Origin of the sequence: Acinetobacter sp. ACNIH3 (assembly GCF_002918965.1) — a bacterium.
Classification (GTDB): domain Bacteria; phylum Pseudomonadota; class Gammaproteobacteria; order Pseudomonadales; family Moraxellaceae; genus Acinetobacter; species Acinetobacter schindleri.
Window position 1 is genome coordinate 13625 of the sequence record NZ_PQLP01000016.1, and the last position, 26223, is coordinate 39847.

The following is a 26223-nucleotide window of genomic DNA, read 5'->3' on the forward strand; positions in this document are numbered from 1 at the left end:
CTACCTGTATTTATTGACCTGGCGATGGCCAGGTTTTTTTGTATCTGTTTCGGGAAAATCTCGCGTAGCGGATATGAGTGGAGTATCATATCCGCGTTTTTTATATTCTCTGAATTAAGGTTGTGCATGAAAGTGCTGGCATTGGAAACTGCCAATGAGCAGTGTTCCGTTTCTGTGATTGATGACACTCAAGAATTATTTTTCCAACTTGATGCGCGCGCAAAGGCACAAACGCAAACAATTCTCCCAATGATCGAGCAGGCTTTAAAAGATTTAAGCCTAGCGGTTTCTGATTTGACTGCGATTGCATTTAGTCGTGGACCGGGTTCATTTAGCGGTGTACGTATTAATGCCGCGGTAACACAAGCCTTGGCTTGGTCGAATGACCTGCCTGTGGTACCCGTTTCGACCTTACAGGCCTTGGCACAGGCGGCATACCGTTTGCATGGTCTGACGGAAGTGACTGCGGTACTCGATGCACGTATGAATGAAGTTTATATCGCCAGCTATCAGCTGGATGCTCAAGGCATTATGCAGCCAGTAGATGAAGAACAGTTGCTTGGTTATGAACAGGGTAGCGCCACAGTAAAATTTGCTGTAGTCGGCTCAGGCGCTCATCTGGTTCAAACAGAAGCCACTGAATACAAAGATGTCAGTGCGACTGCACAGGATATTGCCACGATAGCGCGTGTGGCAGCAGCATCAGAAAACTGGGTCAGTGCTGAATTGGCACTGCCGGTCTATTTACGCGATAACGCATGGAAAAAAATTCCAGAACAAGGCAAAGCATAATTAATCAGGATTAAGCATGGATCTATTACTGCTGCTGAAAGCGGCAATCATGGGTATTGTTGAAGGTATTACAGAGTTCTTACCAATTTCCAGTACAGGGCATTTGATTCTGGCTTCAGAATTAATGAATTTCTGGACCAAGGAAAAGAGTGATGTTTTCGTGATTGCCATTCAGATGGGGGCGATCGCAGCAGTAATTTATGAATACTGGACACGTCTGTCGGGAGCCGCCACCGGGATTGTCAGTGGTGAACCACAAGGACGCCGTCTCGGTATTGGTCTGATTTTGGCTTCGATTCCAATCATACTTATCGGGCTGACTTTTGGTCAGACTGTAAAAGAATTGTTATTCAACAATATTGCAATTGCGATTGGCTTGATTGTCGGTGGTCTGATCATTATCTGGATTGAAAAGAATCCACCTCAAGTCCGTGCCCAAGAAGTTGAAGACCTGACCATTAAAGATGCTATCTGGATTGGTCTGATTCAGGTGTTATCGCTGATTCCAGGTACTTCACGTTCTGGTGCTACCATTATCGGGGCGATGTTCCTGGGAGTATCACGTAAGGCAGCGACTGAGTTTTCCTTCTTTCTGGGTATCCCGGTAATTGTCGGTGCAGGCCTGTTAGACTTATACCAGAGCTATGACGTGTTTAGTGGGACTCAGGACTGGGTGGTACTTACTGTTGGTCTTTTAGTCTCCTTTATTTCAGCATTGTTATTGATCCGTGCGTTAGTCGCTTATGTCGCGAAGCGTGATTTCATGATTTTTGCCTGGTACCGTATTGTATCGGGACTGCTCATTTTATTGTTTGCATACACAGGCTGGACATTATGGTAAGCGAGATTCGCTTATACACTGAAACTGCATATATCGAGAAAGCACAGCACTTTGAGGCTGTGCTTTCTTCTCGTGGTGTACAGGTTCAGATTGAGACCGTAGAAAAACTCAATGCGCGTTTCTTTCGCCTGACTCCCGAACTGGCACTGTGTGTTGATGCGGACGGTTTATGGCTATCTGCCAATGGCATGAAAATGCAACCGGACTGGAAAGCGGAAGTGGGGCGTTTAAAACGTGCTTCACTGAAGTCGGAAATGATTGCACGTGCTTGCAACCTGGGTGAAAAGCCGACCCTAATTGATGCGACTGCCGGTCTTGGTCATGACAGCCTGTTGATGGCACATCTTGGTGCGCATGTCACTCTGGTCGAACGTCATCCGATTCTGTTTACCTTGCTGGAAGATACCCATACGCGTGCGCAGAATGATGCTTTCCTGAATCCGGTTGTATCGCGTATTCATCTGGTCTTCTCTGATTCTGCTGACTATTTAATCCAGCAGGCAGCAGAAAGCGCCATGGTGGATGTCGTTTATCTGGATCCGATGTTCCCGCAGCGTGACCAGAATCAGCAGGCACCCAAGAAACAGGCACAGGTGAAAAAACAGATGCAGCTATTGCATATGCTTTTGCCTGAAGATGGTGAAATGGACCTTGGCGATAACCTGCTGGAACTGGCACAGAAAATTGCTAAACGGGTGGTGGTGAAGCGTCCGCGTCTTGCCGTTTTTCTGGCTGATAAAGCACCCGATCATCAATGGCAAGGGGATGCTTGTCGCTTTGATGCGTATTTTCAGCATGATCTTGTAGCTGAATAAGATAATTGCTTCAAAATTCGCCAAGGATTTGTTATATAGTTAAAAATAGCATTGATAAAAGTCCTATCAAGCATAAACTTATTCTGCGAATTAGCGAGCCACTTGATCTCCCCGAAATCCTATGATCGACTTCAAACCATCCATTAATTTTTGGCACGATTTTAAGAGCAATCAAATTGCCGGAATATGGTTGTTTCTGGGGTCGAGGCGTTCCCTGCAAATGGTACGTCCCTCCATTCTTCAACTGGTGTTCTGGGGCATTCTGGGCGGTTGTGCCAACACCCTGTTCAGTTGGCTCAGTTCAGGCCGGATTGGGGAATTTAACTCCCAAGGTCTGGTTAGCTACGCACTCTGGCCTTTTATTGCCCTGATTGTTGGGATTTTTCTGTCACAGCGGATCAATAATCCGCGTTTGATGCTGGTGCCGGCCCTGCTTTGGCTGGTACTGGATACGCACATTATGCTGTTCCAGTGTCTGATTCAGTATCTGGGCGATCTCGACTATCTGCCGTACATCCTGTATGACTATATCCCGACCTTATTTGTGATGCTGTTTGTCTGGCAAAGTCTGGCTGTGGTCTGGGTATTTTCACGTGAGCTGAAATGGCCGTGGTGGGAACGGGCACTGATTATGCTGGCAACCCTGTTTACCTTGGTCGTTTGGCAGATTTCTGTCAAAGATCAGCCGATCTGGAAAGTGGAAGAAGTCCCGCCAAGCTTTGCTGAAGATGCCTTCTATGCACAACCTAATTTACTAAACAAAGCGTTGGATTCTATTGAATATGGCGAGTTTGCGCAATCACACTGGTATTTTGTGGGTGTGGCAGGTGCCAGCTATCAAGATGTATTCTATTCAGAGATCGAACGGATTAAGGAACAGTTTGATACCCGCTTTGGAACCTTTGGTCGTTCGATTGCCTTGGTAAATCACCCAGCAGCTCGTACCGAGATGCCAATTGCTTCCAAAACCAGTATGGAACTGGCTTTACGCCGTATTGGCCAGCAGATGAATCGCGAAAGTGATGTGCTCTTCCTGTACATGACTTCGCATGGTTTGCCAAACGTATTTGAAATGGAAAATGCACCGCTAGATCTGGCGCAGGTCGATCCAAAGTGGTTGCGTGACACGCTGGATGCATCCGGCATCCGCTGGCGAGTCATTGTGATTTCTGCCTGTTATTCCGGCAGTTTTGTTTCTGCACTGCAAAATGAAAATACCTTGATCATCACCGCTTCAGCAGCAGATCGCCAGTCCTTTGGCTGCTCGAATGAAGCCGACTATACCTACTTTGGCCGTGCCTTCTTTGATGAAGCCATGCGTGAGCAGGACAGCTTAAAGGAAGCTTTTACACAAGCCAGCCAGACGGTAGCGAAGTGGGAAAGTGCACAAGGTTTTGAACCTTCTGAGCCACAGTGGGTCATCGGTAAGAATATGGAGTTGATGTTACCTCAGCTTGAACAACGTCTTTTCCCGCCAGCGACAACAACTTCAGCTTCCCAGTCAGTCGCTTTGGCGCCCTAAACCGATCAATGACTTTAGAAAATAGAAAAGGAATCATGATGGAACTGCTACAGAATAATAGAAGTTTTGAAGGTGAACAGCGAATCTATCGCTTTGATTCTAAAGTGTTAAAAAATTCAGCGCGCTTTGGTATATTTCTGCCGCCGCAAGCCTTGGCAGGACAAAGCTGTCCAGCATTATTTTATTTGGCAGGTCTGACCTGTACTGAAGAAACCTTTGCGATTAAAGCGCATGCGCAGCGTCTGGCAGCACAGCTGGGCCTGATTCTGATTACACCAGATACCTCGCCACGTGGTGAAGGGGTAGCTGAAGGGGATAACTGGGACATCGGACAGGGTGCCGGTTTCTATATCAATGCAACGCAGTCTCCTTGGGCTGAACACTTCCAGATGGAAAGCTTCCTCATGAATGAGCTTTATCCATTAGTGAATGAAGAATTTGAAATTCAGCCAGGCAAAATCGGTATCTTTGGACATTCGATGGGGGGGCATGGCGCATTAACCTTGGCATTTAAATATCCAGAAAAATTTGTCTCTGTTTCTGCCTTCGCTCCGATCTGTGCACCAAGCCAATGCCCTTGGGGTGAAAAGGCCTTTAGCAATTATTTAGGTGAAGATCGTGCAGAATGGGCCAAACATGATGCGACTGAACTGGTCAAAGCCAAAGGTGCACTTTATCCGGATATCCTGATTGACCAAGGCTTTAATGATCAGTTCTATAACCAGCTGAATCCTGCCTTATTCCAGCAAGCTTGTGATGCCGCGGGACAAAAGCTTACCTTACGTGAACATCAGGGCTATGATCATGGTTATTACTTTATCCAAAGCTTTGTTGATGACCATCTACAGTTCCATGCGGTACAGCTCGAAAACTGATTTTTAGCTATAACCCAAAGCAAATGACTCATGGCGTGGATGCAAATATACTGGCATCCATGTCTGGTCATGCGTTATGCTTGCAAAGATTTATACAATAAAAACAAGGCAGTTTATGCAAAATACCAGTGATATAGACGCATCTACAATTCCTCCAGTCATTCCACCATTTCCACCTGATATTCCAGCCACGTCGGAAGTAAGACCTGTACGGGTAGGCGGATTGCAGCATTTTCGTTTTCATGGGACTGCCAGTGAATATTTCGGTATCTGGATTGTGAATATCCTGCTGACAATCGTCACTTTAGGATTGTATTCACCTTGGGCCAAGGTACGCCGTTTACGTTATTTTTATGGTAATACTGAATTTGTACAACGCCGTTTCGACTTTACCGGGGTGCCAGTCAAAATTTTGATGGGGCGTCTGATTGCGCTGGGACTATATTTTGCGATTTCGATTGCTTCAAACCTGTCTACTACAGCGACACTGGTCGGGTTGCTGATTCTTTATCTGGCAGTGCCCTGGCTGATTCGGGCGACACTACGATTTAATGCCCGCAACAGTAAATTTGGCAATGCCCGGTTTTATTTTGGCGGCACCAATAAGGAAGCTTACTGGACCTTTATCAAAGCCATTCTGATTTATATCCTGACCCTAGGGATCTTTTTCCCGGTATTGGTCTGGCTATATAAACGTTATTGCTTTGATCATCTCTATGCAGGCCAGTTGAACTTCAGGCTGAATGCCACATGGGGCGATTACATGAAGGCCATGTATGTCCCGCTGTTTATTTTCATGGGTTTTCTGGTTGCGGTGATGATCTTTGGCATAGGTTCCAGTTTTGCCAATCTTGGCAATCCTGGAGTTTTAAGCTCGCTAATCGGCTGGATTGTGGCGATTTATCTCTTTGGTTTTTTTATTATTTTCCCCCTGATGCAGGCCCGGATTTTTATTACCACTTGGAACAATACCTCTATCAGTCGTAGCCAGTTCAAGACCGAGTGTACCCAATGGCACTATACCTGGATTTTGGTGACTAACTGGATTGCACGTATTCTGAGTTTAGGTTTGCTTACACCATGGGCAGCGATTCGTCTATATCGCTATCAGGTGGAATCATTAACCCTGAATTTACATAATGATCCGGACATGATGATGAACAGAGCACAGCAGGATCACAGTGCGCTGGCAGAAGAGATCAGTGACATCTTCGATATTGATGTGTCGTTATAACAGGAGAAAAGTATGTCTGCTCAGGTCACTGACGTCATTTTCTATGATGGTATTATCTCAAAACCGCAACCGGCGCAGGTGTCCCGGATTGATGATCAGTCGGTACTGATTCGTTATGGCGAAGCTTATGCACAGCAGCGGCGTTATCTGTATGCAGACATGCAGCTGATTGGAGCACTTGGAAAAATTCAGCCAGTGATTGAACTCAAAGATGATGCCCGCCTGGAGTTTTCTTCTGAGCTGCCAGAATGGTTTAATTTACAGCGTAAGGGATTACAGCACTCGATCTGGAAACTGGAACGCACCCCGGCTTTAATTCTGTTTAGTGTGGCATTTGTACTGGCACTGGGTTTTGCGACAATTAAATGGGGCATTCCAGCAGCTTCCTATCATGTGGCTCATCATCTGCCTGCCAACACTTTGACGCGTATGGGCGATGAAGCAGAAAGCTATGTCTTGAAGATGACTGAAGATACTAAATTGCCTAAGGCACGTCAGCAGAAGATTGTTACGCAATATCAGCAACTGGTTGCAGGAGATCAGCCGGCGAAAGTGGTGTTCCGTCAAGGCGGAGCAATCGGTGCCAATGCACTGGCGATTCCAAACAATACCATTATCCTGACTGATGAACTGGTCGCACTGGCTCAGGATGATCGGGAAATTATGGGGGTGTTGGCACATGAACAGGGCCATCTGGTACAGCGGCATAGCCTGCAACAGGCACTTTCCAGTTTAGGGTTTAGCGTAATTTTAATCATGATTACCGGTGATGGTTCAGACCTGCTGACCAATTTACCGGTGGCCATAGTCGGTGCCAGCTATTCGCGTAATTTTGAGGCTGAAGCAGATGACTATGCTTTAAATGCGATGCAGGCCCAGCATATTCCCACCATTCATTTTGCCAACTTCCTAGAACGCTTGGCTAAAGACAGTGGGGAAGATAAGGAGGCCGAAAGCTCAGTATGGGATTTCTTTAGTAGCCATCCTGCAACACAAGAGCGGACTAAGGCGGTAAAAGCATTTGAGGCAGAACATACACTACGACAGCCCTGAGGCTTAGAGTTGCTGAATTTGCCATTCTGCCTGTAAAGGCTCCTGACCCATCCGTTCGAGATGCTCAATGACCACCTGCTGTAGTCGCGGCAGGTCGACATCTTCCTGCTGTGCTCGAATCTGTACCCGTAAATGCTGATCCATAGGTATCATTTCCACCATCGCATTTGGCATGTGAATTTGAATATTCTGTTCAGTCGAGGCCACTTCAAATTTGTGTTGCCAATGTTTCATTAACCGTAAGGCAATACGTTGAGCTTGTAAGGTCGGAATATCAGTATAACTTTCTTGCATAGTTTGAATGATCTTGTTGAGAGGTATTCATCATAGGCGGGAGCATCCATAACCGGCAAGTCTTGTCCTATAACAATTTGTTAAGCGGATGCGATTATTGCGGCGAACAGACGCAGGCGCAAATACAATTTGTTATAATGCGGTATTCATCTCATATTCAGCCAGGTTCTTCCATGTCCAAGCCGTATTTAATTGCACCTTCTATTTTGTCTGCTGACTTTGCCCGCTTAGGTGAAGAAGTTGAAAATGTACTGGCAGCAGGTGCTGATGTTGTTCATTTTGATGTCATGGACAACCACTATGTGCCGAACCTGACTTTTGGGGCAGGTGTGTGTAAGGCATTAAAAAAATATGGCATTAAGGCACCGATTGATGTGCATCTGATGGTCAAACCGGTCGATCGCATGATTGGTGATTTCCTTGAAGCCGGTGCGGACATTATTACTTTTCATCCGGAAGCTTCTGATCACGTTGACCGTTCTTTGCAGCTGATTAAATCTGGCGGTGCTCAGGCAGGTCTGGTATTTAATCCGGCAACACCTTTGCATTACCTTGATTATGTACTGGATAAAGTGGATCAGATCCTGTTGATGAGTGTAAACCCGGGCTTTGGTGGTCAGAAATTCATTCCGATGACTTTGGATAAATTACGTCAGGCACGCAAGATCATTGATGCTTCTGGTCGTGATATCCGTCTAGAAGTAGATGGTGGTGTAGGACCAGCCAATATCCGCGAAATTGCAGAAGCAGGTGCGGATATGTTTGTGGCAGGTTCAGCGATCTTCGGTAAACCGGATTATAAAGCTGTGATTGATGAAATGCGTGCAGAACTGGCGAAAGTAGGACAAGTCACTGTCTGATCGGAATTTTATGTTATTCACAGCAATCTGTGGATAACTTTATGGATAAGTATATGGATATCTATGTGGGTAACCCTATGGATATCCAGCATAAATTGTAATCAATTGTAGCTTGGTTGTTTAAGCATTATACAAAATATGTATAAAAAGAACTCAATTTGGGTTCTTTTTCTATTTTGAAAGACTTACAAATTCTGGTGTTTTATTCACCTATGCTTACAAATCAAGCTTTATAAAAAGTGATCAACTTATTTTAAATTCGTGTTTCATTGTGTAACTTCTCCGAACAATTTTAAATTTAATTCATGTGCATAACTTAATTATTTGATGTGGATAAGCTTCTTGTTTTGGAGCAGTGCTGAGCACCTTGTTGTCATTTTTAAAGCAAATGAGAACTCTGTTTTGTTCTCAACTGTATCTCTAAAGTAGCGAGTTTTTTAAGGGCTGTCTTGGGTGCTTGAGTTAAGCTGAGTTAAGTTACATCTCATACGGTCAATTTTTGTAATCTGCACTATATTTTTGCAAGTAATTTTATACAATCTCACAGTTTTAGGAGGAACGACCTCCCTTGATGTAAAATATTGCTTTTACTCAGGAAAAATCGTCAGGACGGCCTGATTTCTTAATTCATGAAGGAGGGCATATGGCCTGGTTTTTACTCATACTGGCAGGTCTTTTAGAGGTAGTGTGGGCCTACTCAATGAAGCTATCGGAAGGCTTCAGCAAACTGCCCCCCAGCATTATTACTATCTTTTTCATGTTTCTAAGTTTTGCACTGCTGGCTTACGCTATGCGTACGCTACCTTTAGGCACCGCCTATACCATCTGGACCGGAATTGGTGCAGTTGGTTCTTTCCTGATTGGGATTTTTATTTTGGGAGAACCTGCGACTGCCATGCGCATGCTAGCAGCTGTCTTGATTATTTCCGGTCTGGTTTTGATGAAACTCTCATCTTCTTAAAGTTTATAGGGTGTACCCTAATGTAAATGTTTCAGTATTTATTTATATCAGCCTTATATTGATCATTGCGTTAAAATAATCTTTCTATGGCAATCCAACAGGGTGAAGACATGAACTTAAGCTATATCTATATGGATTCACCTGTAGGGCAATTGCGATTGGTCGCCAGTACTGAGGCACTGGTTGCGGTGCTCTGGGATTGTGAAACGCCGAACCGGGTCAAGCTGGCAACTTTAATGGAAGATCCTGAGCATCCTGTTCTGATTGCGACTAAAGTACAGTTGGAACAATATTTTGCTGGTCAACGTAGCTGTTTTGATGTGCCACTCGATTTTGCTGGTACACCATTTCAGAAAAGTGTCTGGCAGGCCTTGCTGAATATTCCTTATGGAGAAACTCGAACCTATCGTGATATTGCCCTGGAAATTGGCAATCCGAAAGCGGTTCGTGCCGTGGGGGCTGCCAACGGTCGCAATCCGATTTCGATTATTGCTCCATGCCATCGTGTGATTGGTAGGAATGGCGCTTTGGTGGGTTTTGCAGGTGGACTGGACCGCAAGGAAATCCTGTTAAATATTGAACGAAATAAGTAAGATATATTCTATCCTAATAAAAATCTGACCCGACAAAATGAATCCATTTTTTGCTCCAGTGATTGAAAATTTCTGGTGGCTGTTTCTTTTATTTTCCTTAGCAGCTTTATTCAAGCTATTTAAACCATATCTCAAAGGGAAATTCGGTGAGTTTGCCGTTGTTGTGCATGCTAAACGCTATCTTAAACAGCCGCATTATATTTTGATGAATGACCTGACCTTTGAGGATGGGCAAGGGGCTACTACCCAGATTGATCATCTACTGTTAAGCCCATTTGGGCTATTTGTGATTGAAACCAAAAATTATAAAGGCTGGATTTTTGGTAGTGAACGTCAAAAAATGTGGACTCAAAAACTTTATAAACAGAGTTATAAATTCCAGAATCCGCTGCATCAGAACTATAAACACGTCAAAGTGCTGGAACAGGTTCTGACAGACGTTTTAAGTCCAGAACATATCCATTCACTGGTGGTGTTTATGCCAGAAGCTGAGTTTAAGACCGCGATGCCAGCAAATGTTTTTCGTAATGCCAGCTGGACGGATTACGTGAAAAGCTTTCAGGAGCCGGTAATTTCTGAAACCAAACTCAATCGGATTCAGCTGCATCTGGAGAAGGCTATGCTGGAGAAATCCAGACAGACCAATCGTCAACATATAGAGGGCTTAAAGCAGCGTAAGCAAGTTAAATAAAAAATCCCTGAAAAGTTCAGGGATTTTTAGCTGAATGCTGAGCAGCTTTGAGCTTTTCAGTAATTTCTTCCAGCGGTTTTACCCGTTTTACTTCATCCCACAGCGACTTCGCTTCAGGATAATGCTTAGACATCATGCCGAGCCACTGCTTATAACGACCGACCATATTCATTTCTTTTTTATAGGAACCATTCAGAAAACGAATTTGCAGGCCAAGCAGTTCGTTCCAGCTAATGAGTGGATCATCACTATTTTTACGGATACATTGAGTCAAATCAGGCGTCGTTACTGCACCGCGTCCAATCATCAGATCTTCACAACCAGATTCCAGCTGACATTGCTTGGCATCGGTATTTGTCCAGATTTCACCATTGGCAATGACATTAATCTTTAAAGCTTCACGGATCGGTTGCAGCTGGTCCCAGAATGCAGGTGGGGTATAGCCATCCGCTTTAGTCCGCGCATGCACTGTTACCCAGGCAGCACCAGCATCTTCAATGGCATGGGCATTTTCCAGCATAAAGTTACGGTCCATATAGCCAAGCCGCATTTTTGCGGATACCGGAATATGTGCAGGAACCGCATCACGCACAGCTTTCACCAGCTCATACACGACTTCAGGTTCATCCAGCAGTACTGAACCACCACGATGACGGTTGACGGTTTTAGCCGGACAGCCAAAATTCATATCAATTGCGGGTGCACCCATAGCAGCAACTTTGACTGCATTGGCTGCCAGCATTTCCGGATTATTCCCCAAGAACTGTACATGTACCGGTGTACCGGCTGCAGTTTTACCTTCATTTAGGAGTTCAGGGCAATAATTATGGTAAACATGGTCCGGCAGCAGCGAATCTGTGACACGAATAAACTCGGTCACACACCAGTCAAAGCTTCCGACGGATGTCAGTACATCGCGCATAATCGGGTCCGTTAAGCCTTCCATGGGTGCAAGAACAAGTTTCAACGTGTTCACCTGTGAATTTGAAAAACGGTGTTATACGGCTTTTTCGCCTGAATGTCCAGGCAGTTTAAATTTCATGCTTATAAAGGAAGGAAGCGTAAAAATGAATTTAGTACATATCAACAGATCAGCTGTCTTCAGCACAACAAAATAATAGAGTTTTAAATATTGATGGCTATATTGAAAAGAACAATAAATCTTCAGGATAGCAGTATGGAACAGCCTCATTTCAAGGATTATTTCTCCAAGCAGTCACAGGACTACGCCTTGTTTCGCCCACATTATCCAGACATGTTGGGCAAGATATTGTCAGAGCTGTCACCTGATATACAACTGGCTCTAGACGTTGGTTGTGGCTCAGGGCAGTTTTCAGAGGTCTTGGCAAATTACTTCGATCAGGTGATTGCGATTGATGGCAGTGCTGAACAGCTTGCCCAAGCCAAGCCTCATTCAAAAATACAATATCTTCAAGCTAGAGCAGAAGATATTCCTCTGGCTGACCAGAGTGTTGATCTGATTTCGGTAGCGCAAACTGCACATTGGCTGGACCTGGATAAGTTTTATGCAGAAGTACAACGTATTTCGAAACCAAATGCCATTCTGGCTTTGATTACTTATGGTGTTTTTAATGTTGATGAGGAGCATTTGAATCATTATTTCAGGCATTTTTATGAAGTGACACTTGCTTCATACTGGCCGCCAGAACGTCATCATGTAGATGAAGGTTATCAGAATCTGATATTCCCATTTGAAGAAATTTCAATTTCGCCCCCTGTGCTGCAAGTTGAATGGAACTTTTACCAGCTGATTGGTTATATGAGTACATGGTCAGCTGTTAAAGCAGCCACCAAAGCTTTAGGACATAATCCACTCAATATACTGGCAGATACCATGTTATCCGAATGGGAAGATCCGGAATTGCCCAGAGTCATCCGCTGGCCCTTGTCGGTACGGGTAGGCAGAGTAAATCCAGATTAAGTTTTGGCAAATAAAAAGCCCAGTAGTTGGGCTTATGAAAATATTAATTTTAAAAAAATCTTAAACTTACTTATTCAACAACATTTCCAGCACAAACTTGGAACCGATAAAACCTACAGCCAGCAAACCAAAACCGATTAAAGTAAAACGAACAGCCTTTTGTCCACGCCAGCCAAATTTCCAGTGACCAATCAGTAAAGCGCCATAGACCAGCCAGGAAATAATACTAAATGCTGTTTTATGTGCAAGGTGTTGGGCGAAGAAATCATCAATGGTAAAGAAGCCGAAACCTAAGGCAATGGTCAGTAAGACAAAACCGGTCATCAGCATATCAAACAGCAATGACTCCATATCCTGATAAGATGGTAGCAGATTGACCCAGACCCGACGTTTCTGTTTTTTCTTGAGTTCACGGTCCTGAAAACGCAGAATCACCGCCTGAATGGTGGCCATCAGCAGTACCGCATAGGCAGATAATGACAGGATGATATGAATATCAAGACCAAGCGAGTTCTGCACAATGATTTTGGCTTGTGGGGTAAAAGCAAAGCCTAAAATCAGGCCAGTCGCTGCAACCGGAATACCAATCAGATTCAATGGCAGAATAGGGCGATAGGTACTATAAGCCAGACTCAGTAAAAGCATTAGTCCTGAAGTAAACGAAACCAGAACAAAGACATCGTAATTTATCCCCATCGGGGTGTGCATGTCACCATAAAGAACCATGCCATGTAACACCAGACCAAGAGCGGCTGTGATACCGACAAACCACTGATTTGGAATACGTTTCGACATTAAATGAACAAACAAATACCAGAAAGATGCGGTATAGGCGACTAATGCCAAAATTGTATAAACCAGAGGGAGGCTAACCATGTCTAACCTTTTTAAGGGTGATGAATATTCATTTATATAAATTCGATGCGAACTACAGTATCCTATAGCATTCTATGCATAAATTTTCTATTTTAAGAAACAATTTTTTGCTCACGGCTATTTTAAGCGGATTTTGCAATGTTTGATACCTTAACAGAACGACTCACGCAGAGTTTAAGAAATGTTACTGGCTCAGGGCAGCTAACCGAAGACAATATTAAAGATACGTTACGTGAAGTACGTATGGCACTTCTTGAAGCCGACGTTGCGTTACCTGTAACTCGTGAATTTATCGCGAAAGTTAAGGAAGAAGCATTGGGCCAGGAAGTGATGACTCAGTTATCTCCAGGCCAGGCCTTCGTCAAGATTGTCTATGACGAACTAACCAAGATGATGGGCGCGGCGAACGAAAGCCTCGACCTGGCAGCAAAACCACCTGTGGTTGTGCTACTTGCTGGTTTGCAGGGTGCGGGTAAAACCACGACTGCTGCAAAACTTGCACGTTTCTTACAAGAACGTCAAAAGAAAAAAGTCGCGATGGTGTCTGCCGACGTATACCGTCCAGCAGCAATCAAGCAGCTACAAACGGTTGCGGGTGAAGTAGGTGCGATTTTCTTTGAATCGAATGCCAATGAACGTCCAATTGATATTGCTAACCGTGCCATCGAACAGGCAAAAATCCAGTTTGCTGATGTCCTGATTGTCGATACCGCAGGCCGTCTGCATGTCGATGATGACATGATGGACGAGATCAAAGAGTTGCACGCTGCGATTAGCCCAACTGAAACCCTGTTCGTGGTCGATGCCATGACTGGTCAGGATGCGGCAAATACTGCAAAAGCCTTCAACGATGCTCTACCTTTGACCGGTGTAATCCTGACCAAGACTGATGGTGATGCTCGGGGTGGTGCAGCACTTTCTGTTCGTGCTATTACTGGCAAGCCAATCAAGTTCCTGGGGATGGGTGAAAAGCTGGATGCGCTTGAGCCATTCCATCCGGAACGTGTGGCACAGCGTATTCTTGGCATGGGTGACGTGCTTTCTCTGGTCGAAGAAGTTGAACGCAAAATCGACAAAGAAAAAGCCGAGAAAATGGCGAAAAAACTGCAGAAAGGCGGCAGCTTCAACTTTGAAGATATGCTGATGCAGTTTGAGCAAATGAACAAGATGGGTGGCATGATGGGCTTCCTGGATAAACTTCCAGGGATGAGCAGTGCTGGCCTTCAGGATGCAATTGCTCAAGCCAACCCTGAAAAACAAATCAAGAAAATGGAAGCGATTATCCAGTCTATGACTGTTAAAGAGCGTCGTAACCCTGACTTGATGAACCCAAGCCGTAAGAAGCGTATTGCAGCAGGCTGTGGTATGGATGTTGCTGAAGTGAATAAACTGATCAAGCAGCATGCCCAGATGGCGAAAATGATGAAGAAATTTGCCAATCCATCAGGTATGGCAAAAATGATGAAGTCACTCGGCGGCTTGCAGAAACAGTTTGGCGGCGGTGGTGGCATGGGTCCACTGTTCGGCGGCAACGACAAGAAATAAGTTCTTTGTTTAAAAAAAGGCGCTTCATGCGCCTTTTTTGCTTTTTAAGATATACAGTTTAATCAAAGCATACATTTACTTACCCAATCCTGTCGTTAGCTGAGGCAGACTCTTTAAAAAATGCAAACACAGGAGTAATAAAATGACGCAAGTGATTGTGGTACACGGCTATACGGCTGGTCCAGATGAAAACTGGTATCCCTGGATTCAGCAGAAAGCCAAGGAAGAACATGTGAGTCTAAAAGTTTTACGACTTGATCCCTCTACCACACCTCGGCTGGAAACCTGGCAAAAGCAGATGCAGGAGCAGATAGAAAGCGTCGATGAGAACAGTATCTTTATCGCTCACAGCTTAGGCACTATTGCGGCTTTGCATTATTTATCTCATAAATTGAAACAGCAGAAAATCAAGCAACTCGTACTCATTGCTGGTTTTAATGGGCGACTCGGACGTCTGGAAGAAGTGAATCCATTTATTGATGCTGCCCAAATTGACTTTGATTTATTGAAGCAGCAGATTCAGGAACGAGTGGTCATCTACTCTGAAGGTGATGATCGGGTAGCACCAAAATTTAGTCTGGAGCAGGCAGAAAGTCTGGATGCACAAGTGATTAAGGCGCAGCATTTTGGTCATTTTATTGACTCGCAAGGCTGCACTGAACTGCCTGAAGTCTGGCAAAGTATTGAACCAAATCTTATACGCCAATAAGCGTTTCGAGGCTGAAAGACTAAACTTTACAAAATGGGTGCTAGTGGTCTGGAAATTTGCTTGAAAGCTTTGTAAAACATGTTAAAACAATGAGCCGGTAGCATCATTATTTTAACAATTAGTATAAGTATACAGCTATGACAAATAAATCAGGAAACGTTTATATCATTCATGACTATCAGTCGACCTCTAATGACCATTGGTATCCGTGGTTAAGTCGACAGGTCAAGAAACTTGGTATTGATGCTAAGCGCATCATGTTAGCCAATCCATTAGAACCGAAAATGCAAGATTGGCAACAAAGTCTGGCAGTGCAGATCCCGCAAATGGATGCCGATACCATTCTGGTAGCACACGGGTTGAGCTGCCTGAGTGTGCTGAAATTCGTAGAACAGCACTATCTGACTCACCGTAAAGCTATTCGTGGGGTAGTGATGGTGGCAGGTTTTGATCAGCCGCTGGTGATGTGGTCAGAACTGAATGATCTGGTGCGCAGTGTAAAACTGGATTTCAAAACACTTTCCAAAAGCTATAAATACGGGATTATGTACATTTCTAACAATGATCCACATGTACCCACTGCCATGTCTTTAAGTCTGGCCCATCGACTTCTCAATACCCAGATTTTTGAAGTCTTGCAGGCAGGACATTTTGAAAAAACTGATGGTTATGCGGATTTCCCACAGCTACTGGAAGTCATCCAGCGGCTATATGGTCTAAATGAGCTGCAAAATGCTGCAGGCCTTTAAGTAACAGGTCGGATTCAATCACGGGGTGAAAGGATTGTAAATGCTGTGCAAACAGAGGGGCATCTCCACCCGTGAGAATCAGCTGGGCAGGAAAGTCACTCAACACCTTTTCAATGGTGCTGAGTAGCCCGAGCAGAATACCGTGATGTACTGCATCAATGGTATTGCGTCCCGGGCTCAGCTCTTCAAACGCAGCATCTGGAATTTTAATGCCTTTAGTATTCTGAATCAGGGCATCTCGCTGTAGATGTAAGTTTGGCAGGATAAAACCCCCCAGATGTTTTTGCCCTTGAGCCAAGTCAATGGTGAGAGCGGTACCACAGCTAATGACGCAATAGTTTTGTGTATTCGATGTTGCAACTGCCAACACCTGTAACCAACGGTCAATTCCGAGTTGAGCCGGATCATCATAGCCACAGATCAGGCCTGCATATTCAGCATGAACTTTGGCAAAGATCACTGGAATATCCAGGCGTTTTAGAATTTTCAGGATACGTTCATTATTTTGCTTATCTAGTACAGAAGAGATTCCCACCTGATGCAGGCCAGATCCCATAAAATGCTGAATCAGACCCAGCAGTAAATCCGCCGGAGACTGTAGATGCATTTCAGCCGCATGTTCAATGATACGGTCTTGTTCCGTGATCCAGTATTTAAGACGTGTATTGCCAATATCCAGCCATAATTTTTTCATTGATCTTGCCTTAGCTACCAGTCTTTAAACGTAATTGCCCCTGATAAAAGGTCTGAATACCAGATTCAGTCTCAATCTGCACCGCGCCATCTTCCTGAATACCGGCAAAGATACCGGCATATTGTCCTTGTAGGTCAGTAAATTCCACCTGTTGCTGAATAAAAGCGGCATAATGATTAAAGCGGGCCGCCAGATTGTGGCTGCCATGATTAAACCATTGACCCGCCTGTTGAATGGCCTGATAGAGTTCAGCAATCAGCTGGTTGCGTATCACTGTAGCCAGGCCCAGTTCAGAAAGGGAAGTGATCGGCTGATCCAATTGTTCTGCTTCAATCGGCGCCAGGTTAATTCCCACACCGACCACTGCCTGATGGGTAGAGATCGGCTCTACCAGAATGCCGCCCCATTTGGCATTCTGACTATATAAATCATTTGGCCATTTCACTTGCAGATCAAGCTTTTGCAAGCCAGGCATTTGCAGAATATTGAGTGCAACTTCAAGCGCGAGACGACCATCAATCGGTATCTCTGTATTCAGCAATGTGCTTAAATAGATATTACCTTCCGGAGAAATCCATTGGCGTTGACGCTGGCCCCGGCCCTGAGTTTGGGCACGACTGCTGACCAATACCTGTCGAATGCCTTTGTGAGCGAGATCCCGAACATCATCATTGGTCGAAGTGGTGACGGGTTTCAGCAACAGGACTTCAGGCAGTTGTCCTGCATCTTTAAGCAGTTGCTGCAGTTCGCGAGTTTCTACATCCATCTGAATTTAAACGTGGTAAATGTCGTTATGGAGTTAATCATATATTTGTTGATTGGTGCAATTGCTGGTTTCACCGCAGGCCTGTTTGGAGTCGGTGGTGGCCTGATTATTGTGCCAATTCTGTACATTGTATTTACCCAGCTCCAGTACGATCCAAGTGTCATCATGCACATGGCAGTGGGAACCTCTTTGGCGACGATTATTGTGACCTCAATCAGTTCGGTCATGGCACATCATCTCAAAGGTGCAGTACTTTGGCCCGTTTTCCGCAATCTGGCACCTGGTTTGGTGATTGGGTCTTTCCTCGGTGCAGGCATTGCAGACTATTTACCGGGTCAAGGCCTGCAGCTTCTGATCGGTTTCTTTGCAGTATGGGTAGCTTTACGAATGTTTAGCCGTGCCAATGTCAAGATTGATCCAGCAAGCACACTACCTTCTACGCCAAAACAAATGGCGACTGGGGCTGGAATTGGTATTGCCTCTGCAATCTTTGGAATTGGCGGCGGCAGTCTGACAGTGCCATTTTTAAACCGTTGTGGCGTAGTGATGCAAAAAGCCGTAGCGACTTCAGCTGCATGTGGACTCCCCATAGCGATTGCTGGCGCACTCGGATTTATGTGGTTTGGTAAGCAGTCGGATGTTACGGTACCGAATACCATTGGCTATATTCATATATATGCTTTTATCGGCATCAGTATCATGAGTTTTTTTACTGCCAAAGTGGGGGCAAAAGTGGCACATCTATTGTCACCGGTCATGTTGAAGAAATGTTTTGCGGCCTTATTAAGCGTTGTCGGTAGCTATTTTATTTATCAGGGTGTCAGTGCCTTTCTGTAAGGTAATTTCTTTAATGCAGATTTCAGAAAAGAGAGTTTAAGTACTCTCTTTTTCTATTTGATCAATATGTTTATGCTGATAAAGAGAATAAAAACAGAATAAACAACCGCTAAACTGGTTTATATAGAGGCTGGTTGGCTGCATAGACAGAATATTGTCTGACAATGTCAAAGCATTCCTTTAATAAAATAGGTTAAATAAATGAAAAGTCATTCAGCATGACAAGAACTGCATCAATAAAAATAAAGACAGGATGGCCATGCACGAGGAAAAAGCAAACAGCTTGTCTGAGCAGATCGCCAGGCATATCAGTGAACAGATTATTCGTGGTGAGCTTGTGGAAGGTGAGCGGATCCAGGAACTGAGAATTGCATCAGAACTTGATGTCAGTCGTGGTTCTGTACGCGAAGCATTATTATTGCTGGAACGCACCCAGCTCATCGAAATCTACCCGCGCCGCGGTGCCATTGTCTCGGAAATGTCTGCACTGCAAGTTCGTGCCCTGTTTGAAATGTGCTGTCTTCTGCTAGGTCAGATCGTACACCGTATGGCTGAAACCTGGCGCCCGCATGAGGCAGAGCGTGTTCAGCTATTATTAGAACAATTAGAAGCGGAAACCCGTCAAGGTCACACCGAAAAGTTTTATGATTTGATCTTTCAGGGCTTGGCGCAGCAGCAGGACATGGTTGGCAATCCCTATCTGATGCGTTACTACCATGAGCTACTGCCTTCACTGCGGCGCAGTTACTTTTTAACCCTGAATATTTCCAAGCGCGAGCTACAGGAATCTTTTGATCTGTTTAAGCTGGTAACTGATGCAATTCTGAGCCGAAAATCACATCAGGCCACTTTATTTATGGAAGATTTTTGTCGACACTTGCGCAACCTTGTGTTGGAATCACTAACACGGATGAAACAAATTGAACTTGCGTGGGCGAGACGCTCGCGCCGTTAAATCAGGACATTATGCGTTTAAGCAGTTTAAAACTTTCAGGCTTCAAATCTTTTGCCGATAGTACAACTTTACACTTTAAAGATAACCGGACTGCCGTTGTGGGGCCCAATGGTTGTGGCAAGTCCAACGTCATTGATGCAATTCGCTGGGTGATGGGGGAATCGAGTGCGCGCCAGTTACGTGGCGGCAGCATGCAGGACGTCATTTTTACCGGAACTGCGAAGCGTAAGCCAGTGGGTGTGGCGAGTGTAGAGCTACGCTTTGAAAATACCTACGGAAAACTTGGCGGTGCGTATAATGCCTATAACGAGCTGGCCGTACGCCGTCAGGTCAACCGGGATGGCAAGTCTGAATATTTCCTGAATGGTACCAAATGCCGCCGTCGTGACATCACTGATATTTTCCTGGGTACCGGTCTGGGACCACGTTCCTACGCCATTATTGAACAGGGCATGATTAACCGTCTGGTCGATGCCAAGCCTGAAGAAATGCGGGTTTATATCGAAGAAGCAGCGGGCGTATCGCGCTATCAGGCCCGCCGTCGCGAAACCATGCAGCATCTGGAACATACCACCCAGAATCTGTCTCGCTTAGAAGATATTGCTTCCGAACTCAAGTCCCAACTCAAAACCTTAAAACGCCAGTCCGAAACTGCAATTCAATATAAAGAACTCGAAGGGCAGATCCGTACCCTGAAAGTTGAAATCCTGTCATTCCAGTGCGAGCAAAGCCAGCGCTTGCAGGAAGAATATACCGTTGAGATGAACACGCTAGGTGACAGCTTCAAGTTAGTACGTTCTGAACTGACCACGGTTGAGCACGATCTGGGGACAACCAGTGAGCTGTTCCAGCGTTTGATCCAGCAGTCCACCCCATTACAAAATGAATGGCAACAGGCTGAGAAAAAGCTGGCTGAACTGGAAATAAACCTGAAGCAGAAACAGTCTCTGCTGGAGCAAAACTCAACCAGTCTGGTGCAACTAGAACAACAGAAAGCTCAAACCAAAGAACGTTTACAGTTGATTGAATTACAACTGGATACCCTACAAGAGCAACTAGAAGATCAAACTACACAGTTACAACAACAGGAAGGTTTAAGTCAGGATCAGCAACAAGGTTTGCAGGAACTGAAATCTCAACAGGCTTCAGTCGCGACCCAATTTGCTCAGATTAAAACTCAAGTCGAACAGCAACAGCAGCGCAAGATGCAGATGCTGGCACAAAGCGAGCAACTAGCTAAAAATATCGTTCGTATCGAGCAGCAGAAAGAAACCTTGCAGCAACAGTCCGCCCAGATTCAGAATCAAGCACAGCAAGATGAGCTGGAACAGTATCAGCGGGAGAAAGCTGATACTGAACAACAGCTGATTCGCCTAGAAAGCCATTATGCTGAGCTGAGCCAGCAGATGGAACAGGTTAAACAGGCACATAGCGAACAACAGCAACAACAGATGCAGTTGAAATCTGAATTGCAAGTATTGAATGCAGAAAAGAAAAACCTTTCCCAACTTCTGACGAAAGCTAATCCGGCAGCTAAAGCGGATACCGTGCAACTGATGCATGTGCTAAAACTGAATGAGCAGGGCAAAGCCCATGCCAGCCTGATCGAAAAATTCCTGGCAAAATGGCTGTCTGCTCAGGTACTTTCGGATTCAGATCATTTTCTGGAAAATACAGCACGTCAACTGAAAGCACAGCAATCGCCTGCTAAAATCCAGCTAGCAAATGTCCAATCTCTGGCGGACTGGATTGAAAAACCACAGTATTCTTTATGGCAGCAGGTCGCCGTAGTGGAAACCCTACAGCAAGCGCTACAACTACAAGACCAATTGCAGTCGGGTCAATCCATCCTTAGTTTAGATGCTTATCATGTCGGTCCAGACTGGGTGATTGGACTAGAGTTTGATGAAGCCAGTCAGGCAGGTCAAGGCGCACTGAGCCACCGGATTCGTCTGGATGAAATTGAACTACAACTAGCTAAGCTGGAAGAGCAATCCTGCCAAGCTGAACAGCATCTGGCTGAAGCAAAAGAACAGCTCACAGCGCTGCAAATTCAGCTACAGCAGGTCACCAGCCAGCAGCAACAGGCACAGAAGCAGCTGCAACAGCTGGATTTAAATATTGCCAAAGTACAAAGCACTGCTCAGGCTTTTGCTGTGCAGAAACAGCAGTTGCAGAACCAGCTCCAGCAGCTGGATGAACAGCTTGAAGAAGATGCAATGCAAAAAGATGATCTGGAAATTGATCTGCATGCATTAAATCTAAAACTGGAACAGGCTTTACCGAATTATAAGACCTTGCAATTCCAGCTGGATGAACTGACTACGCAACTGGAAGATTGCCAGCAGCAAACCCACAATGCTCAGCAGGAACTGGAAATTACCCGTCGTCAATCGGTTCAGTCCAAACAGCAAGTCGAATTGCTACAAAAAGACCGAGTATTCCTGAAAGAGCAGTATCAACAAATTCTCCAACAGATTGAACAGGCCAAGAAATTTATTGATCCGGTACAGTTAGAACTGCCGCATCTGGAAAGCCAGTTTAACGAGCAGGTGGAATTGACAGGGAAACTGCAAAAAACCTGGTCGGAATGGCAGGTCGAACTGAATCAGGTACAAAATAAACAACAGCAGCTCACTGAAAAGCGTCATCAGTTCCAGCAGCAGGATGAAAAGCTGCGGAATGCACTGGAACAGAAACGCCTGGCTTGGCAAGCAGCTAAATCTGATCTGCAACACTATTCTGAGCAGCTAAAAGAATTGAATAGTGAAGTCATTAATGGTCTGAATATCGAAGTCAAAGTACATCAGGCCAAGCTGGAAAAAGCCCAATCGCAGTTCGACAAGCTCGGAGCGGTGAATCTTGCAGCATCTGAAGAATATGAAGAGGTCTCAAAACGCTATAATGAGCTGAGCCATCAGATTCAGGATCTGGAAAATACCGTCGAGCAGTTGCAGGCAGCCATGAAGAGCATCGATCAGGAAACGCGCAAGCTGTTTATGCATACTTTTGATCAGGTCAATGCCGAATTGCAAAACCTGTTCCCGAAAGTATTTAATGGCGGTGAAGCGAGCTTAAGTCTTGAAGACGGATGGCAATCAGGTGTAAAACTGATGGCACGACCACCGGGTAAGCGTAACAGTTCATTGGCTTTATTGTCTGGTGGCGAAAAAGCATTAACAGCATTGGCTCTGGTGTTTGCGATTTTCCGTCTCAATCCGGCGCCATTCTGTGTGCTCGATGAAGTCGATGCACCATTGGACGATGCGAACGTGGGGCGTTTTTGTAATTTAGTCAAAGAGCTTTCAGAACAAGTGCAATTTATTTACATCACACATAATAAGCTTGCAATGATGATGGCAACAGACCTCTTGGGTGTGACCATGCCTGAACCGGGCACATCAAAACTGGTTACAGTGAATTTGGAACAGGCAAAAGAATACGGCTTAGCTGCGGAGGCATAAAATGGAAATCACTACTATTCTCGGGATTGTTGTAGCAGTCGTGATTATGCTCTTGGGCATTCGAATGATCATGAAAAAACCTGCTGATGCAGCACCATCATTGGATTCGGAATTACATATTGATCCGGACAGTCAGACACCGGTTATTCCGCGTCATGTACGTGCCCAGCTGTCAGCACAGGAGGCAGAGGCGCAACGTGTTGAACCGAGCCTGAATGCGGAAACTGTTGAAAGCACAGCACCTGCAACAGAACCAAAAGAAACAGCAAAAGTAGAGCCGACATTGACGGAAACAGCCAAACCTGTAGCAGAATCTGCAAGCCCGCTGGATACGCCAATCGTTCAAGAGGCTGAAGTAGAAGTTACAAAAGCTGAAGTAAAAGAATCATCTGCTGAGGAAGCTAAGGCCGAAAATGCTGCTACAGAGGAAGTCAAACCTGTTGAATTTAGCCTGAACAGTAATATTGAAAAAGCTGAAATTTCAGACTTTGAAGATGAAAGCAGTATTCTTGATGCGCATCTGCATGAACAGAAAGTCGTGGATGATGAGTGTGCATTGGCGAATGCAGAAATGATTATTTCGCTGAGTGTCATTCCACAAGGCCGTGTATTGTCTGGTGAAAAAACGCTAAAAGTTCTGCTGAAATACGGCCTGCGCTATGGTGAGCTGGCTTGTTTCCATCGCTACAGCGAAGATGGTTCTAAGCTGCTATTCTCGGTATTGCAGATCACGGATACGGGTATGGAAGGTTTTGATCTGGAAACTTTGTCAACTGAAGAAGTGAAAGGTCTGGCATTCTTCCTGGCACTGCCGCACAGCGATGTACAAAATGCTTTTGACACCATGGACAGCATTTCACGTCTGATTGCCCGTGAAGTAGACGGTATTGTCTATGATCAGAACCAGCAGGAGTTTACACCGCAGCTGCGTGAGTTCTGGCGTCATCAGGCCATCGATTACCGTGCGGGACAGCCAGCAGAAGTCTAAGTTTCTGTATTGAAACCGGACATTTCGATTTTTATAATAGCCAAAACTGAAGAATATACAGGGCGGGTTTTCCGCCCTTTTTTATGGTGAAACTATGACCCAGGAAACCACTGTCGTTGCGCAAATGCGCCAGCTGATTCAACTGATTGCCAAACATAATCATGCCTATTATGTAATGGATCAGCCGATGATTGAGGACAGTGAATATGATCAGCTTTTTCATCAGCTCAAAGCCCTTGAAGAACAATATCCAGCATTGGTGCAGCCGGATACACCGACTAACCGTGTCGGTGGTCAGCCTTTAGCAAAATTCATGACTGTAACGCATGCCGTACCGATGCTGTCTTTAGGCAATGTATTTAATAAAGAAGATTTATTTGCCTTTGCCCGCCGTATTGAAGAACGCTTGCCGAACCAGAAAATTGAATATGATGTCGAGCTGAAATTTGACGGTCTGGCGATTTCCCTGTGGTATGAACATGGCGTATTGGTACGTGGTGTAACGCGTGGCGATGGTGAAACTGGGGAAGACATTACCCAGAATGTAAAAACTATCCGCAACCTGCCAAAATTATTATGTGAAGGTCACTGTAAGGTGCCTGACCTGCTGGAAGTACGCGGTGAAGTCTTGATGCCGAAATCCGGTTTTGAAAAGCTGAATGCGGCGAACCTGGCCAAAGGTGAAAAGACTTTTGCCAATCCACGCAATGCCGCCGCAGGTAGTTTACGTCAGCTGGACCCAAATATTGCTTCTTCACGTCCACTCGCATTCTATGCCTATGGTATTGCGCAGTGTGTGCCGCATCATGGACAGACCACGATGTCAGCCAGTCTGGAATGGCTACAGCACTTCGGTTTCGCCGTGGGTGAGCGTCATTTTATCTGCGATAGCATTGAAGACGTACAGCAAGTCTATGAGCAGATCATTGAGGAACGTCCAAATCTCAGTGTTGAAATTGATGGCATGGTGATCAAGGTCAATGACCTGAAACAGCAAAAGCAATTGGGTTTTTTAAGTCGTGAACCACGCTGGGCAACGGCTTATAAATTTCCTGCGGTTGCAGCACTGACGACAGTTGAAAATATTGACTGGCAGGTGGGGCGTACCGGGACTTTGACCCCTGTCGCACGCTTGAATCCTGTCGCAGTTGGTGGCGTAACAGTTTCCAATGTGACCTTGCATAACATTGGGGAAATTCATCGTCTGGATGTCCGGATCGGGGATACGGTCAGCGTTTACCGTAGTGGGGACGTCATTCCTAAAGTTGAAAAAGTCTGGCCAGAATTCCGTCCGGTTGACGCAGTTGAAGTACATCTGCCAGAAAACTGTCCGGTGTGTGGTTCCCCTGTAGTGATGCCAGAAGGTGAAGCACTTGCACGCTGTTCAGGTGAGTTGTATTGTGCAGCACAGCGTATTGAAACCATCCGTCACTTTGTGTCACGTAAGGCGATGGATATCGAAGGCTTGGGCGATCGTTGGGTAGAATCTCTATTACACCTGAACCTGCTGAAAGATGTGGCCGATATCTATCACCTGCATGAACATCGTGATCAGCTGCTACAGATTGAAAAAATGGGCGAGAAATCTGTTCAGAACTTGATTGATTCTATCGAGAACAGTAAGAAAACGACATTGGCTGCTTTCATTTATGCATTAGGTATTCGTGGTGTCGGTGAGACCACAGCACGTATGCTGGCCAATACTTTCCAGACGCTGGATGCTTTACGTCGTGCTGATCTTGATGCGTTAAAGAAAACCCCAGATGTCGGTGATATTACGGCTGAATGGATTCTGGATTTCTTCCAGGCACCGCATAATCTGGAAGTACTGGATCGTCTATTGGCAGCGGGTATTCACTGGGATGCACCAATTGCGCCAACACGTCAGCCTTTGAATGGCGAAAGCTGGGTGGTAACTGGAACTTTAAGTTCCATGGGGCGTGATGAAGCAACTCAATTGCTGCAAGCCTTAGGCGCACGTGTGAGTGGCAGTGTATCGAGTAAAACCAAATGTGTGGTTGCAGGTGAGAAAGCTGGTTCGAAGCTGGATAAGGCAGAAAAGCTTGGCGTGCCAGTATTAAATGAAGAACAGTTTATTACCTTAATGAAAGAGCATGGTCAACTTCCTGCTTAATCGATCTTAAGCAGGAATTAAAAAAGACATCCG

25 protein-coding genes are annotated in these 26223 nt (G+C 45.2%); 20 read left to right on the top strand and 5 right to left on the bottom strand.

The genetic code is table 11. The features are described from left to right. The first annotated feature begins 126 nt into the window (after positions 1–126). The 7 genes from tsaB (at position 127) to C3420_RS08535 (ending at position 7132) form a co-directional block, all read left to right on the top strand. The gene (gene tsaB, locus C3420_RS08505; RefSeq protein ID WP_008304387.1) at positions 127–792 is read left to right on the top strand and encodes a tRNA (adenosine(37)-N6)-threonylcarbamoyltransferase complex dimerization subunit type 1 TsaB; all 666 of its coding nucleotides are present in this window, start codon (positions 127–129) and stop codon (positions 790–792) included. A 16-nt stretch (positions 793–808) separates the two neighbouring features. Then, on the top strand, positions 809–1633 hold the full coding sequence (locus C3420_RS08510; protein WP_005221045.1) for an undecaprenyl-diphosphate phosphatase: 825 nt from the start codon (positions 809–811) through the stop codon (positions 1631–1633). Further along, on the top strand, positions 1627–2448 hold the full coding sequence (locus tag C3420_RS08515; RefSeq protein WP_103800240.1) for a class I SAM-dependent methyltransferase: 822 nt from the start codon (positions 1627–1629) through the stop codon (positions 2446–2448). Before C3420_RS08510 ends, C3420_RS08515 begins: the two co-directional genes overlap by 7 nt. Positions 2449–2569: 121 nt before the next feature. Beyond that, positions 2570–3970 carry a C13 family peptidase gene (locus tag C3420_RS08520; RefSeq protein ID WP_103800239.1) on the top strand — a complete coding sequence of 467 codons (1401 nt, stop codon included), beginning with the start codon at positions 2570–2572 and terminating at the stop codon, positions 3968–3970. A 38-nt stretch (positions 3971–4008) separates the two neighbouring features. Further along, positions 4009–4845: an S-formylglutathione hydrolase gene (gene fghA / locus C3420_RS08525; protein WP_103800238.1), complete on the top strand. Its 837-nt coding sequence runs from the start codon at positions 4009–4011 to the stop codon at positions 4843–4845. A 115-nt stretch (positions 4846–4960) separates the two neighbouring features. After that, a complete protein-coding gene (locus C3420_RS08530) occupies positions 4961–6079 on the top strand; it encodes a YjgN family protein (protein WP_103800237.1) in 1119 nt (372 codons plus the stop codon). 12 nt (positions 6080–6091) lie between these two features. After that, entirely contained in the window at positions 6092–7132 is a 1041-nt protein-coding gene (locus C3420_RS08535; RefSeq protein ID WP_103800236.1) for a M48 family metallopeptidase, read from the top strand. Positions 7133–7135: 3 nt separating this feature from the next. Here C3420_RS08535 and C3420_RS08540 read toward each other — a convergent pair whose 3' ends face one another. Next, the gene (locus C3420_RS08540) at positions 7136–7426 is read right to left on the bottom strand and encodes a DUF2218 domain-containing protein (RefSeq protein ID WP_103800235.1); all 291 of its coding nucleotides are present in this window, start codon (positions 7424–7426) and stop codon (positions 7136–7138) included. Between the two features lie 173 nt (positions 7427–7599). On the opposite strand from C3420_RS08540, the gene rpe reads away from it, so the two are divergent. The 4 genes from rpe to C3420_RS08560 all read left to right on the top strand — a co-directional run bounded on the left by rpe (position 7600) and on the right by C3420_RS08560 (position 10531). Next, positions 7600–8286 carry a ribulose-phosphate 3-epimerase gene (gene rpe, locus C3420_RS08545; RefSeq protein ID WP_071320891.1) on the top strand — a complete coding sequence of 229 codons (687 nt, stop codon included), beginning with the start codon at positions 7600–7602 and terminating at the stop codon, positions 8284–8286. 643 nt (positions 8287–8929) lie between these two features. Further along, positions 8930–9247, top strand: coding sequence for a quaternary ammonium compound efflux SMR transporter SugE (sugE, locus tag C3420_RS08550; protein ID WP_103800234.1), 318 nt, complete (start codon positions 8930–8932; stop codon positions 9245–9247). 110 nt (positions 9248–9357) lie between these two features. Further along, entirely contained in the window at positions 9358–9840 is a 483-nt protein-coding gene (locus C3420_RS08555; RefSeq protein ID WP_103800251.1) for a methylated-DNA--[protein]-cysteine S-methyltransferase, read from the top strand. A 37-nt stretch (positions 9841–9877) separates the two neighbouring features. After that, positions 9878–10531, top strand: coding sequence for a nuclease-related domain-containing protein (locus tag C3420_RS08560; protein WP_103800233.1), 654 nt, complete (start codon positions 9878–9880; stop codon positions 10529–10531). A 16-nt stretch (positions 10532–10547) separates the two neighbouring features. Here C3420_RS08560 and C3420_RS08565 read toward each other — a convergent pair whose 3' ends face one another. Further along, positions 10548–11498: a tRNA dihydrouridine synthase gene (locus C3420_RS08565; protein ID WP_103800232.1), complete on the bottom strand. Its 951-nt coding sequence runs from the start codon at positions 11496–11498 to the stop codon at positions 10548–10550. 210 nt (positions 11499–11708) lie between these two features. Between C3420_RS08565 and C3420_RS08570 the strand changes: the two genes are divergently transcribed. Next, positions 11709–12473: a class I SAM-dependent methyltransferase gene (locus C3420_RS08570; protein WP_103800231.1), complete on the top strand. Its 765-nt coding sequence runs from the start codon at positions 11709–11711 to the stop codon at positions 12471–12473. Between the two features lie 66 nt (positions 12474–12539). On the opposite strand, the gene C3420_RS08575 is transcribed toward C3420_RS08570, so the two are convergent. Beyond that, positions 12540–13349, bottom strand: a complete 810-nt coding sequence (locus C3420_RS08575) for a cytochrome C assembly family protein (RefSeq protein WP_004893275.1) — start codon at positions 13347–13349, stop codon at positions 12540–12542. A gap of 138 nt (positions 13350–13487) precedes the next feature. Here C3420_RS08575 and ffh point away from each other — a divergent pair, with 138 nt between their 5' ends. The 3 genes from ffh to C3420_RS08590 all read left to right on the top strand — a co-directional run bounded on the left by ffh (position 13488) and on the right by C3420_RS08590 (position 16352). Continuing rightward, positions 13488–14894 carry a signal recognition particle protein gene (gene ffh, locus C3420_RS08580; RefSeq protein WP_004811236.1) on the top strand — a complete coding sequence of 469 codons (1407 nt, stop codon included), beginning with the start codon at positions 13488–13490 and terminating at the stop codon, positions 14892–14894. Positions 14895–15036: 142 nt separating this feature from the next. Next, a complete protein-coding gene (locus C3420_RS08585) occupies positions 15037–15603 on the top strand; it encodes an RBBP9/YdeN family alpha/beta hydrolase (protein WP_004893278.1) in 567 nt (188 codons plus the stop codon). 137 nt (positions 15604–15740) lie between these two features. Further along, positions 15741–16352 carry an RBBP9/YdeN family alpha/beta hydrolase gene (locus C3420_RS08590; RefSeq protein WP_004811232.1) on the top strand — a complete coding sequence of 204 codons (612 nt, stop codon included), beginning with the start codon at positions 15741–15743 and terminating at the stop codon, positions 16350–16352. On the opposite strand, the gene C3420_RS08595 is transcribed toward C3420_RS08590, so the two are convergent. Together C3420_RS08595 and C3420_RS08600 are read right to left on the bottom strand one after the other, a co-directional pair. Then, positions 16300–17046 (bottom strand): type III pantothenate kinase, encoded by a 747-nt coding sequence (locus C3420_RS08595; RefSeq protein ID WP_004811230.1) that lies wholly within the window; start codon positions 17044–17046, stop codon positions 16300–16302. The two genes, C3420_RS08590 and C3420_RS08595, sit on opposite strands and share 53 nt — an antisense overlap. A gap of 10 nt (positions 17047–17056) precedes the next feature. Next, positions 17057–17812, bottom strand: a complete 756-nt coding sequence (locus C3420_RS08600) for a biotin--[acetyl-CoA-carboxylase] ligase (RefSeq protein WP_004811228.1) — start codon at positions 17810–17812, stop codon at positions 17057–17059. A 27-nt stretch (positions 17813–17839) separates the two neighbouring features. Between C3420_RS08600 and C3420_RS08605 the strand changes: the two genes are divergently transcribed. From C3420_RS08605 to ligA, 5 genes are all read left to right on the top strand, one after another. Further along, complete coding sequence (locus tag C3420_RS08605; protein ID WP_004811226.1) at positions 17840–18649, top strand: sulfite exporter TauE/SafE family protein; 810 nt, start codon at positions 17840–17842, stop codon at positions 18647–18649. Between the two features lie 259 nt (positions 18650–18908). Continuing rightward, positions 18909–19604: a GntR family transcriptional regulator gene (locus C3420_RS08610; protein ID WP_004811224.1), complete on the top strand. Its 696-nt coding sequence runs from the start codon at positions 18909–18911 to the stop codon at positions 19602–19604. A gap of 11 nt (positions 19605–19615) precedes the next feature. Further along, complete coding sequence (smc, locus tag C3420_RS08615; RefSeq protein WP_004811222.1) at positions 19616–23068, top strand: chromosome segregation protein SMC; 3453 nt, start codon at positions 19616–19618, stop codon at positions 23066–23068. Between the two features lies 1 nt (position 23069). Further along, positions 23070–24056: a cell division protein ZipA C-terminal FtsZ-binding domain-containing protein gene (locus C3420_RS08620; protein ID WP_004811220.1), complete on the top strand. Its 987-nt coding sequence runs from the start codon at positions 23070–23072 to the stop codon at positions 24054–24056. A gap of 94 nt (positions 24057–24150) precedes the next feature. Beyond that, entirely contained in the window at positions 24151–26190 is a 2040-nt protein-coding gene (gene ligA, locus C3420_RS08625) for an NAD-dependent DNA ligase LigA (RefSeq protein WP_004811218.1), read from the top strand. Positions 26191–26223: the final 33 nt, after the last annotated feature.

Coding starts and splice junctions, on each gene's coding strand:
- tsaB (WP_008304387.1), top strand. CDS start 127: ATGAAAGTGCTGGCATTGGAAACTGCCAATGAGCAGTGTTCCGTTTCT.
- C3420_RS08510 (WP_005221045.1), top strand. CDS start 809: ATGGATCTATTACTGCTGCTGAAAGCGGCAATCATGGGTATTGTTGAA.
- C3420_RS08515 (WP_103800240.1), top strand. CDS start 1,627: ATGGTAAGCGAGATTCGCTTATACACTGAAACTGCATATATCGAGAAA.
- C3420_RS08520 (WP_103800239.1), top strand. CDS start 2,570: ATGATCGACTTCAAACCATCCATTAATTTTTGGCACGATTTTAAGAGC.
- fghA (WP_103800238.1), top strand. CDS start 4,009: ATGGAACTGCTACAGAATAATAGAAGTTTTGAAGGTGAACAGCGAATC.
- C3420_RS08530 (WP_103800237.1), top strand. CDS start 4,961: ATGCAAAATACCAGTGATATAGACGCATCTACAATTCCTCCAGTCATT.
- C3420_RS08535 (WP_103800236.1), top strand. CDS start 6,092: ATGTCTGCTCAGGTCACTGACGTCATTTTCTATGATGGTATTATCTCA.
- C3420_RS08540 (WP_103800235.1), bottom strand. CDS start 7,426: ATGCAAGAAAGTTATACTGATATTCCGACCTTACAAGCTCAACGTATT.
- rpe (WP_071320891.1), top strand. CDS start 7,600: ATGTCCAAGCCGTATTTAATTGCACCTTCTATTTTGTCTGCTGACTTT.
- sugE (WP_103800234.1), top strand. CDS start 8,930: ATGGCCTGGTTTTTACTCATACTGGCAGGTCTTTTAGAGGTAGTGTGG.
- C3420_RS08555 (WP_103800251.1), top strand. CDS start 9,358: ATGAACTTAAGCTATATCTATATGGATTCACCTGTAGGGCAATTGCGA.
- C3420_RS08560 (WP_103800233.1), top strand. CDS start 9,878: ATGAATCCATTTTTTGCTCCAGTGATTGAAAATTTCTGGTGGCTGTTT.
- C3420_RS08570 (WP_103800231.1), top strand. CDS start 11,709: ATGGAACAGCCTCATTTCAAGGATTATTTCTCCAAGCAGTCACAGGAC.
- C3420_RS08575 (WP_004893275.1), bottom strand. CDS start 13,349: ATGGTTAGCCTCCCTCTGGTTTATACAATTTTGGCATTAGTCGCCTAT.
- ffh (WP_004811236.1), top strand. CDS start 13,488: ATGTTTGATACCTTAACAGAACGACTCACGCAGAGTTTAAGAAATGTT.
- C3420_RS08585 (WP_004893278.1), top strand. CDS start 15,037: ATGACGCAAGTGATTGTGGTACACGGCTATACGGCTGGTCCAGATGAA.
- C3420_RS08590 (WP_004811232.1), top strand. CDS start 15,741: ATGACAAATAAATCAGGAAACGTTTATATCATTCATGACTATCAGTCG.
- C3420_RS08595 (WP_004811230.1), bottom strand. CDS start 17,046: ATGAAAAAATTATGGCTGGATATTGGCAATACACGTCTTAAATACTGG.
- C3420_RS08600 (WP_004811228.1), bottom strand. CDS start 17,812: ATGGATGTAGAAACTCGCGAACTGCAGCAACTGCTTAAAGATGCAGGA.
- C3420_RS08605 (WP_004811226.1), top strand. CDS start 17,840: ATGGAGTTAATCATATATTTGTTGATTGGTGCAATTGCTGGTTTCACC.
- C3420_RS08610 (WP_004811224.1), top strand. CDS start 18,909: ATGCACGAGGAAAAAGCAAACAGCTTGTCTGAGCAGATCGCCAGGCAT.
- smc (WP_004811222.1), top strand. CDS start 19,616: ATGCGTTTAAGCAGTTTAAAACTTTCAGGCTTCAAATCTTTTGCCGAT.
- C3420_RS08620 (WP_004811220.1), top strand. CDS start 23,070: ATGGAAATCACTACTATTCTCGGGATTGTTGTAGCAGTCGTGATTATG.
- ligA (WP_004811218.1), top strand. CDS start 24,151: ATGACCCAGGAAACCACTGTCGTTGCGCAAATGCGCCAGCTGATTCAA.